The organism is Herbiconiux sp. UC225_62 (genome assembly GCF_042694625.1).
Classification (GTDB): Bacteria; Actinomycetota; Actinomycetes; order Actinomycetales; family Microbacteriaceae; genus Herbiconiux.
Window position 1 is genome coordinate 1,363,965 of sequence record NZ_CP170551.1, and the last position, 15,464, is coordinate 1,379,428.

Below are 15,464 nucleotides of genomic sequence, written 5' to 3' on the forward strand. Positions count from 1 at the left end.
GTAAGACGTGGCCACCAACGGAATCGTCACGGAATCGGCGAAAGTTTTTTCGACCGGCTTTCAGCCCACCGGAACGAGGGGTCCGACGGGGAGGCAATAGTCGGGGTGGCTCGGGTCGGGGCAGTAGGTCTCCGTGGGCCCGCCCTCGGCCGGCGGCGGGAAGGTGTGCATCGCCGGCGCGTCGGCGGGACCCCCTCCGTCGGGTCGCTGTTCGGGCTCGCTCGCCTGCTGCTGTGCGGCGTAGGCGGCCTCGGAATCCTGCACCGCGAGCACCTTCGCCACGAGGTCGAGCACCTGGCGCGGGGTGTCGTCGGTGGCCGACGTCTGGGCCTGCTGGTCCACGATCGCGAGGTAGAGGGCGTCGCGGAGCGCCGGGTCGGCGTTCGGCGCTTCGTCGTTGACCACACGGATGGCGCTCTCCACCACACCTTGGCGAACGGAGTGCGTCGAGGCGAGGAACCCGTCGATGTCGGCGGCGATCCGCGCCTCGTCGACCTGCGCGCCGGATGCGCTCATCGCCCCGACGTCGGCCTCGAGCGTGGCGGTGGCCTGGTCGAGGGCGGAACGGGCGTCGACGGAGGCGAGCCCGGCCGTGCCCTCGGACAGCGAGTGACCGGCGGTCACGAGGGCTCCCGCCAGAGGATCGACGGCCACGGGCGCGGCGGTCGGCGGCGATGGGGTCGGCGTCGGTGTCGCCGTAGCCGCCGAGCCCGAACCCGGCGCGCGTGTCGACGTGGGCGCGCCTCCTGTGGAGGGGGCGACGCCCGTCGCGTCGGCTCCCGCCACACCCGGCCCGACGCATCCGGCGACCGCGATGACGAGCGACAGGGCCACGATCCCGGTCAGCACCAGGTGGAAACCACGGTGTCGGGGAGGCGGGGTGGGGGCGGCCATCGGTTCTCCTCGAGTCGGAGCGTCCCCACGCACGGGTACTCTATCGCCGGGCCGCGTCGCTCCGGAAGGCGGGACGGCGGCACCCGATCGACTCGGCGGGAACCCGCAAATCCGCAGGCGGACGGGTCAGCCGGCGGGAACGAAGTGGCCGATGGGCACGCAGAAGTCGGGGAGGTTCGGGTCGGAGCAGTACATCTCCGGGCCTTCGACCCACACGGGCGGAGCGATCGGCGTGAAGCCCGTGCCACCGGAGCCTGCGCCGTCGCCGCTCGACGACGACCCGCCGCCACTGCTCTGCGCCGCCGCCTCCTTGGCGGCGAGGCCCGCCGCCTGCGCGTCCTGCGCGGCCCGCGTCTTGGCCACGAGCTCGAGGAGCTGGCGCGGGGTGTCGTCGGTCGCGGGGCCGGCGGCCGCGGCCTGCTGCGCCACGACGGCGAGGTAGAGGTCGTCGCGCACGGCCTGGTCGGCATCGGGGGTCTCGTCGTTCAGCACGCGCGACGCCGTCTCGATCACACCCGACCGCACCTCTCCCACCGCGGCGTAGAGCGCCGCGAGGTCGGCTGCGATGCGCGCCTCGTCGACCGGGGGCGTCGCCTGGCTCGCGGCCGGGCCGCCGGCCATCGACAGCTGCACCACTTTCACGTCGGTGTCGAGCTGCTGCACCGCGACGTCGAGCGCCGCGCGCGCCTCGACGGGCGCGAAACCCTCTGATCCGGTGACCAGGGTGGCGCCGGCGGCCACCAGCGGCTCCGCCAGCGGATCGAGGGCGACGACCTCCTCGATCGGCACGGGGGTCGACGCCGGCGCGGCGACCTGGGTGGCGGCGACCGTCTCCGGTGCGGCGGAACCCTGCCCGGCGCATCCGGAGATCGTGGCGGCCAGCGTCAATGCCGCCGACGCAGCAACGAGCGTTTGCAGGAAGGACTTCGACATCATTTCCCCCTCGGGATCCGTGGAGCCCCCCGGCCCGTGACGTGAGAACTCTACCGTTTCAGGCAGCCCCTGTAGCCTGGTGGCACGAACGGGAGAAGGAGGTCCGGATGACCGCGCGCGACGAGATCGAATGCTGGCTCACCGACATGGACGGCGTTCTCGTGCACGAGAACCAGCCCATCCCCGGCGCGGCCGAACTGCTCCAGCAGTGGCGCGACCAGGGCAAGCCCTACCTCGTGCTCACCAACAACTCCATCTTCACGCCGCGCGATCTGAGCGCCCGGTTGCGGGCATCCGGTCTCGAGGTGCCGGAGGAGTTCATCTGGACCTCGGCGCTCGCCACCGCCGCCTTCCTCAAAGACCAGATGCCGGGCGGCAGCGCCTTCGTCATCGGCGAGGCCGGAATCACGACGGCCCTGCACGAAGCCGGGTTCATCATGACCGAGACGGCCCCCGACTACGTGGTGATCGGCGAGACGCGCAACTACTCCTTCGAGGCCATCACGAAGGCCATCCGCCTCATCGGCAACGGCTCGCGATTCATCGTGACCAACCCGGATGCGACGGGCCCGAGCGCCGAAGGACCGCTCCCCGCCACCGGCGCCATCGCCGCCCTCATCACGAAGGCCACGGGCAAGGAGCCTTACGTTGTGGGCAAGCCGAACCCGATGATGTTCCGCTCGGCCATGAACCGCATCGGCGCACACTCCGAGAACACCGGCATGATCGGCGACCGGATGGACACGGATGTCGTCGCCGGCATCGAAGCCGGACTGCACACCATCCTCGTGATGACGGGCATCAGCGACCAGGCCGAGATCGACAAGTACCCCTTCCGCCCCGACGAGATCCTCACCTCCGTCGCCGACCTCATCGACCCGGAGCCCGTCGAGACGGAGCTCTAGGGTAGGTCCGCAGCTTCGCCAGGTAGCGCGTAAGCACACGTGAGGGGTCTGGAACCCGCACTTTGCGCTACCGCGCGACGGGGTCAGCGGAGCTCGTGGGCGAGGAGGTCCATGAGCAGGGCGTCGTGCCAGCCGCGGCCGTCGGGGTCGCGTTCGTATTGGCGCAGGATGCCGACCGGGCGGAAGCCGATTGCGGAGTAGGCACGGATGGCGGCCTCGTTGTCGGCGGCGGGGTCGATCGTGAGGCGATGGTGGCCGCGATCGCGGATGAGGTGGGCCGCGAGGGTGCGTACGGCGTCGCGACCGAGTCCCCGGCCGTGCACCGCGGGGTCGAGGAAGACGTCGATCGACGCGTGCCGGTAGGCCGGCTCCGTCTCCTCGCTGTACTGGATCATCCCCACGATCGCGCCCTCGTGCCGCACGGTGAACACGACGGCATCCGGGTCGTCCCACGGCCACGGCGGCTCCGTGTCGTCGGCGCCCCACCGCGCCGCCACCTCGGGCGTCAGCCGGATGCGCCGCAGCTCCGCGACATCCTCGGCCCGCACCGGCGCGAGCACCACCCGCGCGCCCGCGAGAACCCCCTGACCCGCACCCTCACCCGCTTCCATGCGCACACCGTACTCCCGCGGGGCGCACCCCGAACTTCTCGCCCCTTCCGGCCCTAAAACTCGCGAGATAGGGCTGGAAGGGGCAAGAAGTTGGGGGTCAGGGCTGAGCCAGCGCCAGGGCGTACCCGCCGGAGGGGAGCCAGACGGTGCTGGGGCCCGTGATCGTGCGCTCGGAGACGAGCGCACCCGAGGCGTCGTAGCTGCGCAGGGTCTGCGTCAGCGATGCAGCACCGAGCGTCACGCGCTGCGGCAGCCCGAGGTTGTTCTGCGCGAGCTGCGCCGACGCACCCGGGGCCGCTCCCGACGCCGACAGGGTGCCGACCACGGGGCGCACGAGCAGCGCGTCCACGTCGACCTCCCCGGCGAGCGCCCGCACCTCCACCGAGTCGCGCGACGCCGGCACCGGCAGCCACAGCCGCTGCGGCAGCAGGGCTCCGGATGCCGCGGTGATGCCCTGCTCGCCGACCGACGACGAGAGCACCCCGAGCGGCAGCGATCCGCTCCTCCACAGCGACTTCGGCGTGCGCGCGGTGCCGTCTTCGACGTTCCACACGACGGGCTCGACGATCTGCGCGCCGCCTGCACCGGAGGCGCCGAGCGTGAACGTCGCCTTCTGTCCCTTCGTGAGCGCGAGGTAGGATCCGCTCCACGACGACTCCTCGGTCCAGGTCGACTCGGGTGTCACGACGGTTCCGGTGGTCGACGTCGCGGCTTCCGCCTCGACGACGCGCAGGCCGTCGCGCGCGTCGAGCGTTGTGAGCGACTGCGCGATCGCCGAGACCGACGGATGCGCATCCAGGGCCAGCATGGACAGCAGCCCGTGGATCGTGCTCTCGGCTCCCGAGTTGCGGTTGATCGACCCGTCGGGCTGGATGCCGTCGTAGGTGACGCCGGTCGCCGGGTCGTACATCGGCGTGGCCGCGGGGTTCAGGCCGAAGAACCAAGCAGCTTGGATGCCCGCGAGATCGGCGAGGCCGGGAAGACCGGCGGCCTCCGAGGTGGCCAGCAGGTTCTGCAGGCGCGAGTCGGCGCCATAGGCCAGCTGCACCCGCTCGGTGGGCGAGGGGTACCAGGCGTTGTCCGGGCCCCCCGCGGTGAGGAGCGTCGGGGCGAAGCGCGCCGACTCGGTCACGGCCGGCTGCAGCAGCGTGTCGTCGTCCAGCGCGACGGATGCGCGTGCGAGCGCCCCCGACATCTGCGACGACCAGGCGTGCCACATCGACCGCGACTCGGCCCACGGCAGGATCGCGCCGTACGGCCACGAGCCGGCCGCGCCGCCCGAGCCGTGCCGGGCGCCGGATGCCGTGAACGAACCCGCCGCTGCATGGTCGCCGTCTGCGGCATCCGTCTCGTCCGAGGTCGCCTCGCTCGCCGCCGAGCCGTCCGCCGACTCCCCCGAGCGCGCTCCGGCGCCCGGGCCGTTCGGGTCGGTGGTCGTGCGGGCCATCGCGGCCACACCCTCGGCGAGCTTCGCGAGGGAGTCGCGCACAGCCGTGTCGTCGGGGGCGGCCGCCGTGTAGGCGGCGAGTCCGAGTACGGCCTCGGCCGTGGCATCCGCTCCGTCGACGATCAGCCAGGCCGGCACCGAGACGCCGTCGGCCACGGCGTACTGCCCGTAGGCGTCCAGGACCTCGCGGTCGACCGCGGCGACGCCGAGTTGCAAGCGCTCCTGCAGGAACGCGGCGAACTCCGGATCGACGTCGCGGAACGCCGCGAACCCCTCACCGAGCGCCCAGAGCGAGCGCGCCAGCCAATAGCTCTCGGCCGAATCGCTCGGGTCGGGCAGCTCCACCGGTTCGGCGCTGGGGTTCAGCTCGCCGTCGGGCTGCATCCAGAGCACGACGTTGCCGGCATCCGGCCCCTCCGTGGTCTGGAAGTAGGCCAGCGCCCGCAGCACCTCGTACGCCTTCTGGCGGCTCGCGTCGTCGCCCGTCTGCTGCCAGTGCCGCAGGTAGACCACGGCCGTGCGGGCCACGTCGTCGCTGTTGAAGGCGCCCTGGCCGTAGTCGCCGGTGGCCGGATCGAGTGGCCCGCCGCCCACCCGCTCGAAGGTGCCGCCGTCACGCGCGTCGGCGTAGGTCCAGGGCAGGGTGAGCGCGGGCTCCGTGTCGAGCCGGTAGCTCGAGTGCCCCGGCACCGCGGCAGGCGACACCTCGTCGAGCAGGAAGTCGAGGTGCGCCGTATTGGTGAGCGCCCCCGCCGCCGATGGCGAAGCCGAGGCAGGCGAACTCGCCAGCGCGAGCCCCCCGATCAGAAGCGTCACGGATGCCGCACCAGCGGTCATCCGTCGAGCGAGCGAGTTCGTCATCGAACGTGCCTTTCGTCGTGGTCGTTGCACTGATCCGCACGTTTTCGCGCTTCCGAGCCGTCGGATGACGCGAAAACGTGCGGATCAGCGGATGGGATCAGGTGTGAAGGAGGCGCGCCACGCCGATCTTCGAGTCGGCCATGCCGTAGAAGACGTAGTGCTGGCCCTCGATCTCCTCGATCGCGGTAGGGAAGACGACGTTCGGCACGATGCCGCTCCGCTCGTCTTCCGTCTCGGGCTCGAGCAAGGGCACGGCCGTGCGCGCGATGACCCGCGACGGGTCGTCGGCGTCGAGCAGCATCGCCCCGGCGGCGTAGTTCACCTTCTGCTGCTGCGAGAACGCGCTGTCGATGGTGCCGGTGACACCGTGGTGGATGAGCAGCCACCCCTCGGGCACGCGGAGCGGGGCGGGCCCGCCGCCGATCTTGAGCTCCTCGAAGGGGAACTCGGGCCCCGCGAGGAAGCGGTGCTGCGTCCAGCGCGTGAGTTCCGAGAGATCGCGGGCCACGGCAGCGACGGGAACGTAACTGATCCAGATGCTCTGCCGCGCATCCGTCACCCCGGCCGGCAGCCGCACGCCCTCGCCGGGCTTGGTCTCGCCGAGGTCCCACATCGGCCGGTGCAGCACCGCGAACGACAGCTCGCCGTCGGGGGCCGCGACCGGGGTCGGGAAGAACACGGTGTCTTTGTTGTGGAACAACCCGAGGTCGATGTCGAGCGCGTCATCGTAGGCGAACGTCACCGGCCCCAGCCGCTGCCAGCTGCGCAGATCGGATGAGACGGCGATGGCCGTGCGCGGCCCCAGCGGCCCGTAGGCCACGTAGGTCATGACGTGCAGGCCGAGGTCGGCGATGAACGTGACCCGCGGATCTTCGACGCCGGCGTTGTGCGCACCCCGCTCGAAACCGCGGTCGGGGGACAGCACCACGCCTTCGCGCGACACCCCCACGGGCACGCCGTCGACGATCTCCACGCGGGCGAGACCCACGCGCGACACGTTCCCCGTGGCGACGAGTCGCGGCAGCAGGTAGAGCTCGCCATCGGGTCCGCGACCGGATGCCGGGTTCAGCACCCCCTCGGCCTCGAGCTCCTCGCCGGGCAGGGGTTCCATCACGATCCCCATCCGCTCGAGGCGGTAAGGGACTGTTGTGGTGGTTGCGGGGGTCATCATTATCCTTTCACTCCCGATCCGAGGTCGTTCGAGACGAAGTAGCGCTGGAACACGATGAACAGCACGACCACGGGGGCCGCGAGCACCACTGCGCCGGCGAGGATCGCCCCGAACGGGTTGTCGGTCGACGCGGCGACCGTTGAGATGTAGTTGGCGAGCGACACTGCGAGCGGCTGAAGGGCCGCATCCTTGGTGATGAGGAAGGGCCAGAGGAACTCGTTCCACGGGCCGATGAAGGTCAGCAGCACCGCGGTCACCAGCGCCGGCCGCACGAGCGGCAGGGCGATGCTCCAGAGCAGACGGATCTCGCCCGCCCCGTCGATCCGCGCCGCCTCGAACAGCTCCTTGGGCAGCTGCAGGAAGTACTGCCGGAAGATGATCACCGCCGTCGAGTTGATGGCGAACGGCAGGATCATGCCGACGTGCGTGTCGGCGAGACCGTAGTCGCGGGCGATCAGCACGTAGAGCGGGATCTGCAACAGCTGGAACGGGATGACCTGCACCAGGAGCGCCAGCGCGAAGGTGGCCTTCGCGCCGCGCCACTTCAGCATCGCGAGCGCATAGCCCACGAGCACGCCGAAGACCACGGTGCACAGCAGCACCCCGCCGGTGAAGATGCCGGAGTTGATGAGCCCCGTCCCGAGGTTGATCCGCTCGTTCACGTTCACGAAGTTGTCGAGCGTGAGGTTCGCGGGGTTCGGGAAGGCACCGGCGATGGTGGGATCGGGGTCCTTCTGCAGGGCCCCGACCACCATGTAGTAGAAGGGGAACAGGAAGACCAACGCGCCCAGTCCGAGGACGATGCCGCGCAGAACGGTCTGCGGACGTGACATGCGGTTCATGAGTCCCTCTCCCCCACGAGTCGGTTCTGGATGAAGGCGATGATGAGCACACCGATCACCAGCACGACGCCGATGGCGGAGGCGACATCCGGTTGCCCTTGCTGAATACCCAGCTGGTACATCAGCAGCACCGGGCTGGCGGAGGCGCCGTTCGGGCCGCCACCGCCGGTGAGCAGGTAGGGCTCGGTGAAAAGGTTGGCGCCCGTCACCGTCGAGACCAGCAGCACCAGAAGGGTCGCCGGCCGGACCCCCGGCACGGTGACCGAGAAGAACGAGCGGATGCGCCCGGCCCCGTCGGTCGCGGCCGACTCGTAGAGCTCCTTGGGCACGTTCTGCAACGCCGCCAGGTAGAGCAGGATGTAGAAACCGAGCTGCTTCCAGGTGACGTAGATGGCGATCACCGGCATGGCCAGGTTCTCGTTGATGAGCCACGACGGACTCGGAGCGAGCGGGCCGAGGATCTGGTTCACGAGGCCGTTGCCGTTGAAGAGGAACAGCCAAACCGCCACCACCGCGACGCTCGCCGTGACGTAGGGCACGTAGAAGCTCACCCGCAGGAAGGTGCGGGCGTGCACCACCTTGTTGAGCGCGCTCGCGAGCAGCAGCGAGAGGACCACCGTGAGCGGCACGTTGATGAGCAGGAAGATGCCCACGTTGCCGAACGACCGGATGACGGCGGGGTTGCTGAACGCGGCGACGTAGTTGTCGAGGCCCACGAAGGGACGTTCGGGATTCGCGCCCGGGGCGGCGAAGAAGAAGTCGTGGAACGAGATCCAGACCGAGTAGACGATCGGGAACGCGAAGACCGCGAGCACGAAGATCAGATAGGGCGAGCTGAACAGCAGGCCCAGGGGCTGGCGCCCGAAGATGCGGTGGGCCACGGAACGCTTGGCGGGGTTCGAGCCATTGCCGGAACGTTTGCCGGAGCCGGAGCCGGAGCCCGGGCCCGCCGCCCCGGTTCGCGAGGGCACCGGGGCGCGGGGATCACTGACGGTGGAGGTCATGACACGGCCTAGGGCTGCGAAGCCAGCTGGTCGATCTTCGCGGCGGTGTCGCTGAGCGACTGGCCCACGTCACCCTCGCCGAAGATCACGGACTTGCTCCAGGCATCCCGGAACGCCTGCATGATCTGCACGGTGTTCGGGCCGCCCGGCACCTCGACGGTGCGGCTGGCCTGGTCGCCGAAGGCCGTGTAGGCCGGGTTCGCCGAGAAGTAGTCGGCGTAGACGGTCGGCAGGTCCTGGCGCAGCGGCATCTGGCCGGTGGTCTCGAGGAACTTGCCGTCCTGCTCCTCGCTGGTGGCGAACTTCAGCACCTCCCAAGCGGTGCCCTTGTTCTCGCAGGCGCTGAACAGGCCGACGTTCTTCGCGTCGCTGAAGGTCCAGACGTCCTTGGGGTCGGTGGCCTCGGGGGTCGGAACCGGCACGGAGCCGAAGTTCACGCCGTCGTAGACCGAGATGGCCCACGGACCGACGATGGCCATGGCGGCCTGCCCGTCGGCGAAGGCGTCACCCTGGTACTGCTCCTGGCCGGCCAGCTTCTGGTCGTAGAGGTCGCGCCAGAACTGGGCGACCTCGGTGCCCTTGTCGTCGGCGAAGGTCGCCTTGCCGTCTTCGATCAGCGGGGTTCCACCGGTGGCCGCGGCGTAGAGCGGCATGAAGTCGAACTGCATCTGGAAGAACTCGCTGGTCGGAGCGGGCTGGATGGCGAAGGGCGCGACGCCCGAGTCCACCAGGGTCTTCGAGGTGGCGAGGAAGTCGTCGTAGGTCGACAGCTTCGGGTTCTCGGCGTCGAGGCCGGCCGCGGTGAAGAGATCCTTGTTGTAGAAGATCACGACGGGGTTCGACTTCCACGGGAACTGGAAGTAGTCGCCGTCGGCGTTCTGGTACTGCTTCGCGATGTCGCCCGAACGCTCCTCGATGTAGGAGGCGCCATCGTCGAAGTCGCTGAGGTTCACCAGCCCGCCCTGCTTCTCGAACTGGCCCACCGCGCTCGGGGCGGTGTTGAAGACGAGGCACGGAGCGTTGCCCGCCGTGATGGCGGCGCCGATCACTTCTTCGCTCGACTTGCCGGCCGGGATCTCCTGGCCGGTGATCTTCTGGTCGGGGTTCTCGGCGTTCCAGGCCTCGACCATCTGCTTGCCCCATTCGAGTTCGACGGGGTTGTTCGAGTACCAGATGTCGATGGGGCCGGTGGCGGTGAGGTCGCTCGCGGCGCTGCCGCCACCGCTCCCGCCTGAACATGCTGCGAGGCCGATGCCCGCGACGGCCGCCAGGGCGACGGCCAGCACGCGCTTCGACCTCTTCACTGAGGACTTCTGCACGATGGTGCTCCTTTCGGTGGCGGCCACGGAGGCCGCGATACGTCAGGCCCGGACGGGCCCGGTCGAGGCGCGCGTGACGACGCGCGCGGGTTCGAGATCGATGTCGACGGATTCGCCGGTGGTGGTCAGTCGCAGCAGGGCACGTGCCGCCGCTTCGCCCCAGGCGAGCGGGTCGGTGCGCACCGAGGTGAGGGCGGGGTAGACGTACCGGGCGAGCTCGGAGTCGTCGAACCCGGTGATCGAGAGGTCGTCGGGCAGGCGCAGCCCGCGCTCGTGGGCGACCCCGATGCCGGCGATGGCCATCGGGTCGTTGCCGTAGACGATCGCGGTCGGCCGATCGGCCAGGTCGAGCAGGGCCTCGGTGGCGGATGCGCCCTGTGCGGCCGTGAAGTCGGTCTCCATCACCAGGTCGGCCGGCAGGCCCGCCGCCTCGAGCGTCGCGGCGAAGGCGGCGTTGCGTCGGGTGGCGTGCAGCATCCGGCGCGGCCCGATCACGTGGGCGATACGGCGGTGGCCCAGGTCGATGAGGTGCTGGGCCGCGGCCACGATGCCGGGGGTGTCGTCGAGACTGACCGCGGGGAAGGCATCCGCGTCGCCCGGCTGGGAGCCTTCGGGGCGGCCGAGGGTGACGGCCGGCATCCCGAGCTCGCGGAGCAAGGGGATGCGCGGGTCGTCGTGCCTCAGGTCGGTGACGAACACGCCGTCGACCCGGGCGTCGGCCGTGAGCGTGCGATAGACGGTGGCTTCGTGCTGCTCGTCGGCCACGACGCTCAGCACGAGAGCACGGCCCTCTTGGAGCAGTACGCGCTCGACGCCCGCGATGAATGAGGGGAAGAAGGGATCGGCCCCGAGGATCTCGGGGTCACGGGCGATGACGAGGCCGAAGGCGTACGAGGTGCGGGTGGAGAGCGACCGGGCGGAGAGGCTCGGCCGGTAGTCGAGGTCGCGGGCGATGGTGAGGATGCGGTCGCGGGTGTCGGGAGAGACGCCCGGACGGTCGTTCAGCGCGAACGAGACGAGGCCCTTGCTGACGCCGGCGGCTTTGGCGACGTCGTTGATGGTCGCTTTGCGCTTCATCGCCGACCTCCCGGTGCTCGTTCTCGGGGCGGCGAAGGATGCTCGCCGTCGAGTCCACCGGCCTGAACCGGTTTAGAGACAAACTATACCGGTTTAGATCCCCCCGCAAGGGGGACAAGGAAGTCAGTGGGCGAGGAAGTGCGACTCGGGATCGAAGTCGAGGGCCTCGCGACGCGGGGTGGGGCGATACCCGTCGCGCACGACGCCCACCACGGTGGCGGCGATGCCGAGAAGAGCCAGGATGCCGAAGAAGAGGAGTGCGATAGTCATGGCAGTAACGCTATGGATGATCCGAAATAGACACGAGTAGGCACTATGACACCCTCCGTCGATATTCTGCCAACGTAGACGATTCCCGGCATCGCGCCATCCGGCTCCACCTGGGAAAACCCCCGATGGACTGCCGAATACGTCGGCTATGCTCGACGGTCGAACGACTTCCGACCCGAAGGACAGCCATTTGAACGCCAGCGACCGACGCCCGAGGCGGCACCGCTCCGGGCCCATCCGGCACGGTCGCCAGCACACCCCCTCTCCCCTCGGGGCGATCCTCAAAGGCCTCGCGGTCGTGCTCGCCGTCGCCCTGGTAAGCGTCGGCTCGGTCGCCGCCTACGCGATCAACAACCTCGCCCAGCAGGTCACCGCCAACGCCGTCGACCTCGGCGGCGGCACTGAAGCGGCACCCCCGCCCCCGCCGGTTCTCGGCGCCTTCGAAGGCGGCTTCAACCTGCTGGTGGTGGGCACCGACAACGACCCCAACCAGGGCGACAGCTTCGGCGAGCGGGATGCCACGCTGAACGACGTCAACATCCTTCTGCACGTCTCCGCCGACCACAAGAACGCCGTCGTGGTGAGCTTTCCGCGCGACCTCGTGATCTCGCACCCCGAGTGCACCGACCCCGACACGGGCGAGGTCTTCGACGCGATGAGCGCAGAGCCGCTCAACGACGCCTGGGAGCGCGGCGGTCTGGCCTGCGTCAACTCCACCATCGAGAACCTCACCGGGCTCGACATCAACTACGCCGCGGCCACGTCGTTCGACGGCGTGATCGAGATGACGAACGCCGTCGGCGGCGTCCCCGTGTGCCTCAACGAGCCGATCTTCGACGCCGATTCCGGCCTCGACCTTCCGGCCGGCACCAGTGTGATCGAGGGCCAGATGGCGCTCTCGTTCCTGCGCAACCGGCACGGCGTCGGCGACGGCAGCGACCTCGCGCGCATCGCCTCGCAGCAGCAGTACCTCTCGTCGATGGCCCGCACGCTGAAGAGCGCGAACACGCTCACCGACATCACCAAGCTCTACGGACTCGCCCAGGCGGCCGCGTCGAACATCAAGCTCTCGACGTCGCTCTCCAGCCTCGACTCGATGGTGTCGCTCGCCCTGACCATGAAGGACGTCGACCTCAACAACATCGTCTTCGTGCAGTATCCGTCGGGAAGCTCCTCCGACGACCCGAACAAGGTCGTTCCGGTGCAGGATCTCGCCGACGAACTGTTCGCGAAGGTGCAGGCCGACCAGCCGTTCACGCTGGGCGACGACTCCACCGGCACCGGTTCCACCGTCGTGCCCACCGATCCGGCCACCCCGGCCGATCCGGGCACGGAGACCCCCGCCACGGATGCGCCGGCCACCGACGCACCGGCCAGTGACGCACCGGTCGAGGCGGCTCCCGAGGTCATCGATGGGCTGAAGGGCCAGACCGCCGCCGAGCAGACCTGCGCCAGCGCCTTCTCCGACTGATCGATCGTCGCGCGGCATCCTCCGTGAGGGTCACGCGATCCTCCTCCCGAAACGGCGGCGGCCGGGGTCCGACCGTGGAATCATGCGCGCTCATCCCGCGGTACCACGAGGATGAGCCTGCGGTCGGATGCCCGGATGCGGCGCCCTTCGTAGCGTTGAACCATGACGAACGACACCCCCACCCCCGAGTCCTCCCCCACCCCCGCCGAGACCGGCGCCACGGGTGCCACCGGCGCCACCAGCGCCACCGAGACGCTCGACGGCACCCCGGCCGCCACCACCGCGACCGCCACGCTCCCCCCGGCCGCCACCGTTCCCACCTACCCCGCCTATCAGGCGCCGGCCGCACCCCAGCCGCCCGCAGCGCCCGGTGCCCCACAGCCGGCCCAGCTCTACCCTCCCCAGCCGAAGACGAACATCCTCGGCATCATCACGCTGGTGCTCGGCATCCTGGGCTTCGGCGTGGTTCCCGTGATCACGGGCCACATCGCACTGAGCCAGATCAAGAAGACGGGCGAAGACGGCCGCGGGCTCACCCTCGCCGGCCTCATCCTCGGTTACATCACCGTGGCCGGCTGGCTCCTGGTCGCCGCCTTCTGGGTGGCCATCGCGGGCTTCGCCGTCGTCGGAGCCGCACTCAGCACCTACTGATCCGCCCGGCGGCGCGCTCGGCGCGTATCGGGGGCACGAGGAGGTCGGGGGGTCTGGTCAGGTCAGACTCCCCCTCCTCCGCCACCACCGCCGCCTCCGCCCGAGAAGCCGCCCCCGCCCGAGAACCCGCTCGAGCTGCTCGAGGAGCTGCCCGAATACGATGACGCGGCCGTCGACGAGAGCGAGCCGATCGCCGACGCGAAGAGGTAGGCGTTGAAGGCTCCTGAGCCGCCGCCGTACCAGTCGGGCTGGTTGCCGAGGCTCTCGTAGTAGGTGCCGAGCACCTTCGCCCACTCCGCCTCGAGACCGAGAAGCACCGCGTAGGGCAGGAGCTTCTCGTAGAGCTTCACCACTTGGCCCCAGTCGGGCGCGTTCACACCCGTCTTGAGGGCCCCCTCGGGAGACTGCAGCATCTTGTAGCGGTCTTCCTCCGCCCAGTCGATGTACATCTCGATGCCCTTGATGTAGTCGCGCAGCTCGGCACCCTTCACGGTCAGCGGATTGCGGAACGCCGCACCCGCCACCACGAAGATGGCGAAGAAGCCGAACACGAGGAAGAGCATCGGCAGTCCGCCGCCGTAGGAGTCGTTGAGCGACAGCGCCCCGCTCACGAAGCCGATGGCCGCGAGCACGATCGTGGCGACGAGCAGCAGACTGCCCGCGAGCCGCACGCCCGACTTCAGGTAGCCCTCGGCGAAGGCCCGCTTCTTGGTGGCCTGCATCACGGCGTAGATCGACTTCGACAGGGCCGTGTCGTTCTTCTTCAGCTCCCGCCAGGTGCCGGGAGCGAGCTCGGGGCCGAACAGCGCCCGCGCCAGTTCGATCTCGCTGGGGTTGAGCCCCTGCCAGGTGAGCAGGCGGAGCCAGTAGACCGTCTTCGACCCGAACACCCCGTCCTGTTCCTGCTCCACGATCTGGATGTTGTGGCGCACCGCGTAGTCGATGAACGAGGCGGCGGCCGCCCGTGGCGTCTTCTTCATCACGACCGAGGCGATGAGGATGTCGGCGCCCGGCGGCGGCGTGTACTCGGGGATGACGACCGGCCGGCCCGGCGCATCCCGCAACCCGATGATGCGGTAGATCACAGCGAACACGGCCGCGCCGACCGCGAGGATCGTGCTGATCAGCTGCACCCAGCTGGAGCCGCCCGCGAGATAGGAGGAGTCGCGTTCAGTGAAGGTGTGGGGCTGGAAGGCGATGCCGATGGTGACGTTGTCGCCCGGCGCGAGGTTCTCGTTGCGGGTGGTGAAGACCGCGGTGCCGCCCTGGTCGGCCCGATCGATCGTGCAGGGGGTGCCGGAGCCCTCGGGCCCGACGAAACACCCGGTGTCGCCGGTGAGCGCCCCGGTCAGGTTCGCGGGGACCGTGGTCGTGGTGGTGTGCACCCCGAAGGGCTGCCGCCAAAGGGTGCCGTTCGTGTCCCAGTAGAACTCGTCGTCGTCGGTGTCCGGGAAGTACTGGGTGACGTCTTTCTGGGTGTAGCTCAGAACATAGGTCTGCTCGCCGTGCACGAAGTCGTCGCCCGCGATGGTGACGATGAGGTTCTCGTCGTCGGTCTCGGTCTCGTATTCGCGGGGCGCACCGGCCGCATCCGTCACCGAGGTGAGGGTGAGCTGGGTCGGATGCCCGTCGTAGGTGAGCGGGATGGCGCGCTGGATGCCGTGGTTCTGGTCGACGTCGGGGAACTCCGCCACGAAGGTCTCAGTGGTGGCCAGGGTGGAGTGGCCCTCGGCGTCGATGCCCAGGTCGTAGCGGGCGTCGAACGAGGCGAAGCTGAAGTCGTTGACATCACCGGGCGCGGCGGCGAGCGGCGCGACGGGCGCACCCGGGGCATCCGCTGTCGCGGCGGACGCGGACGCGGACGCGGACCCGGACGCGAAGGCGGCCGGAGCGCCCCCGATGGCGAGCGCGACCGCAACGAGGGCCCCGAACACGGGGACTCGGAGGAGGCGGGCGACCTTGTGCATCGACCTCACTCTAGTGCCGGTCGCCGACGTTGCGGAGGAAA

At 69.7% G+C, this 15,464-nt stretch carries 14 protein-coding genes; 3 read left to right on the plus strand and 11 right to left on the minus strand.

What is annotated here, in order from left to right; translation table 11 throughout:
* Positions 1-60 precede the first annotated feature (60 nt).
* Together ACFJGU_RS06540 and ACFJGU_RS06545 are read right to left on the minus strand one after the other, a co-directional pair.
* Positions 61-894, minus strand: coding sequence for a hypothetical protein (locus tag ACFJGU_RS06540; RefSeq protein WP_382308722.1), 834 nt, complete (start codon positions 892-894; stop codon positions 61-63).
* A gap of 126 nt (positions 895-1,020) precedes the next feature.
* Entirely contained in the window at positions 1,021-1,827 is an 807-nt protein-coding gene (locus ACFJGU_RS06545) for a hypothetical protein (protein WP_382308724.1), read from the minus strand.
* Between the two features lie 107 nt (positions 1,828-1,934).
* Between ACFJGU_RS06545 and ACFJGU_RS06550 the strand changes: the two genes are divergently transcribed.
* Positions 1,935-2,732 carry an HAD-IIA family hydrolase gene (locus ACFJGU_RS06550; RefSeq protein WP_382308726.1) on the plus strand — a complete coding sequence of 266 codons (798 nt, stop codon included), beginning with the start codon at positions 1,935-1,937 and terminating at the stop codon, positions 2,730-2,732.
* An 83-nt stretch (positions 2,733-2,815) separates the two neighbouring features.
* Here the strand turns inward: ACFJGU_RS06550 and ACFJGU_RS06555 are convergent, their stop codons facing one another.
* From ACFJGU_RS06555 to ACFJGU_RS06590, 8 genes are all read right to left on the minus strand, one after another.
* Entirely contained in the window at positions 2,816-3,343 is a 528-nt protein-coding gene (locus ACFJGU_RS06555; RefSeq protein WP_382308728.1) for a GNAT family N-acetyltransferase, read from the minus strand.
* Between the two features lie 97 nt (positions 3,344-3,440).
* On the minus strand, positions 3,441-5,651 hold the full coding sequence (locus ACFJGU_RS06560; protein WP_382308730.1) for a hypothetical protein: 2,211 nt from the start codon (positions 5,649-5,651) through the stop codon (positions 3,441-3,443).
* Between the two features lie 97 nt (positions 5,652-5,748).
* On the minus strand, positions 5,749-6,822 hold the full coding sequence (locus tag ACFJGU_RS06565; RefSeq protein WP_382308732.1) for a glycosidase: 1,074 nt from the start codon (positions 6,820-6,822) through the stop codon (positions 5,749-5,751).
* Complete coding sequence (locus tag ACFJGU_RS06570; RefSeq protein WP_382308734.1) at positions 6,822-7,655, minus strand: carbohydrate ABC transporter permease; 834 nt, start codon at positions 7,653-7,655, stop codon at positions 6,822-6,824. The genes ACFJGU_RS06565 and ACFJGU_RS06570 overlap by 1 nt, the downstream gene beginning before the upstream one ends.
* Before the next feature lie 5 nt (positions 7,656-7,660).
* A complete protein-coding gene (locus ACFJGU_RS06575; RefSeq protein WP_382308736.1) occupies positions 7,661-8,668 on the minus strand; it encodes a carbohydrate ABC transporter permease in 1,008 nt (335 codons plus the stop codon).
* An 8-nt stretch (positions 8,669-8,676) separates the two neighbouring features.
* Positions 8,677-9,987 (minus strand): ABC transporter substrate-binding protein, encoded by a 1,311-nt coding sequence (locus tag ACFJGU_RS06580; RefSeq protein ID WP_382308737.1) that lies wholly within the window; start codon positions 9,985-9,987, stop codon positions 8,677-8,679.
* 42 nt (positions 9,988-10,029) lie between these two features.
* Positions 10,030-11,064 carry a LacI family DNA-binding transcriptional regulator gene (locus ACFJGU_RS06585; RefSeq protein WP_382308739.1) on the minus strand — a complete coding sequence of 345 codons (1,035 nt, stop codon included), beginning with the start codon at positions 11,062-11,064 and terminating at the stop codon, positions 10,030-10,032.
* 123 nt (positions 11,065-11,187) lie between these two features.
* Entirely contained in the window at positions 11,188-11,334 is a 147-nt protein-coding gene (locus ACFJGU_RS06590) for a hypothetical protein (RefSeq protein ID WP_382308741.1), read from the minus strand.
* Between the two features lie 190 nt (positions 11,335-11,524).
* Between ACFJGU_RS06590 and ACFJGU_RS06595 the strand changes: the two genes are divergently transcribed.
* The gene (locus tag ACFJGU_RS06595; protein WP_382308743.1) at positions 11,525-12,805 is read left to right on the plus strand and encodes an LCP family protein; all 1,281 of its coding nucleotides are present in this window, start codon (positions 11,525-11,527) and stop codon (positions 12,803-12,805) included.
* A gap of 162 nt (positions 12,806-12,967) precedes the next feature.
* A complete protein-coding gene (locus ACFJGU_RS06600; protein WP_382308745.1) occupies positions 12,968-13,456 on the plus strand; it encodes a DUF4190 domain-containing protein in 489 nt (162 codons plus the stop codon).
* Positions 13,457-13,518: 62 nt separating this feature from the next.
* On the opposite strand, the gene ACFJGU_RS06605 is transcribed toward ACFJGU_RS06600, so the two are convergent.
* Positions 13,519-15,423 carry a DUF2207 domain-containing protein gene (locus ACFJGU_RS06605; protein ID WP_382308747.1) on the minus strand — a complete coding sequence of 635 codons (1,905 nt, stop codon included), beginning with the start codon at positions 15,421-15,423 and terminating at the stop codon, positions 13,519-13,521.
* Positions 15,424-15,464 lie beyond the last annotated feature (41 nt).

Coding starts and splice junctions, on each gene's coding strand:
- ACFJGU_RS06540 (WP_382308722.1), bottom strand. CDS start 894: ATGGCCGCCCCCACCCCGCCTCCCCGACACCGTGGTTTCCACCTGGTG.
- ACFJGU_RS06545 (WP_382308724.1), bottom strand. CDS start 1,827: ATGTCGAAGTCCTTCCTGCAAACGCTCGTTGCTGCGTCGGCGGCATTG.
- ACFJGU_RS06550 (WP_382308726.1), top strand. CDS start 1,935: ATGACCGCGCGCGACGAGATCGAATGCTGGCTCACCGACATGGACGGC.
- ACFJGU_RS06555 (WP_382308728.1), bottom strand. CDS start 3,343: ATGGAAGCGGGTGAGGGTGCGGGTCAGGGGGTTCTCGCGGGCGCGCGG.
- ACFJGU_RS06560 (WP_382308730.1), bottom strand. CDS start 5,651: ATGACGAACTCGCTCGCTCGACGGATGACCGCTGGTGCGGCATCCGTG.
- ACFJGU_RS06565 (WP_382308732.1), bottom strand. CDS start 6,822: ATGATGACCCCCGCAACCACCACAACAGTCCCTTACCGCCTCGAGCGG.
- ACFJGU_RS06570 (WP_382308734.1), bottom strand. CDS start 7,655: ATGTCACGTCCGCAGACCGTTCTGCGCGGCATCGTCCTCGGACTGGGC.
- ACFJGU_RS06575 (WP_382308736.1), bottom strand. CDS start 8,668: ATGACCTCCACCGTCAGTGATCCCCGCGCCCCGGTGCCCTCGCGAACC.
- ACFJGU_RS06585 (WP_382308739.1), bottom strand. CDS start 11,064: ATGAAGCGCAAAGCGACCATCAACGACGTCGCCAAAGCCGCCGGCGTC.
- ACFJGU_RS06590 (WP_382308741.1), bottom strand. CDS start 11,334: ATGACTATCGCACTCCTCTTCTTCGGCATCCTGGCTCTTCTCGGCATC.
- ACFJGU_RS06600 (WP_382308745.1), top strand. CDS start 12,968: ATGACGAACGACACCCCCACCCCCGAGTCCTCCCCCACCCCCGCCGAG.
- ACFJGU_RS06605 (WP_382308747.1), bottom strand. CDS start 15,423: ATGCACAAGGTCGCCCGCCTCCTCCGAGTCCCCGTGTTCGGGGCCCTC.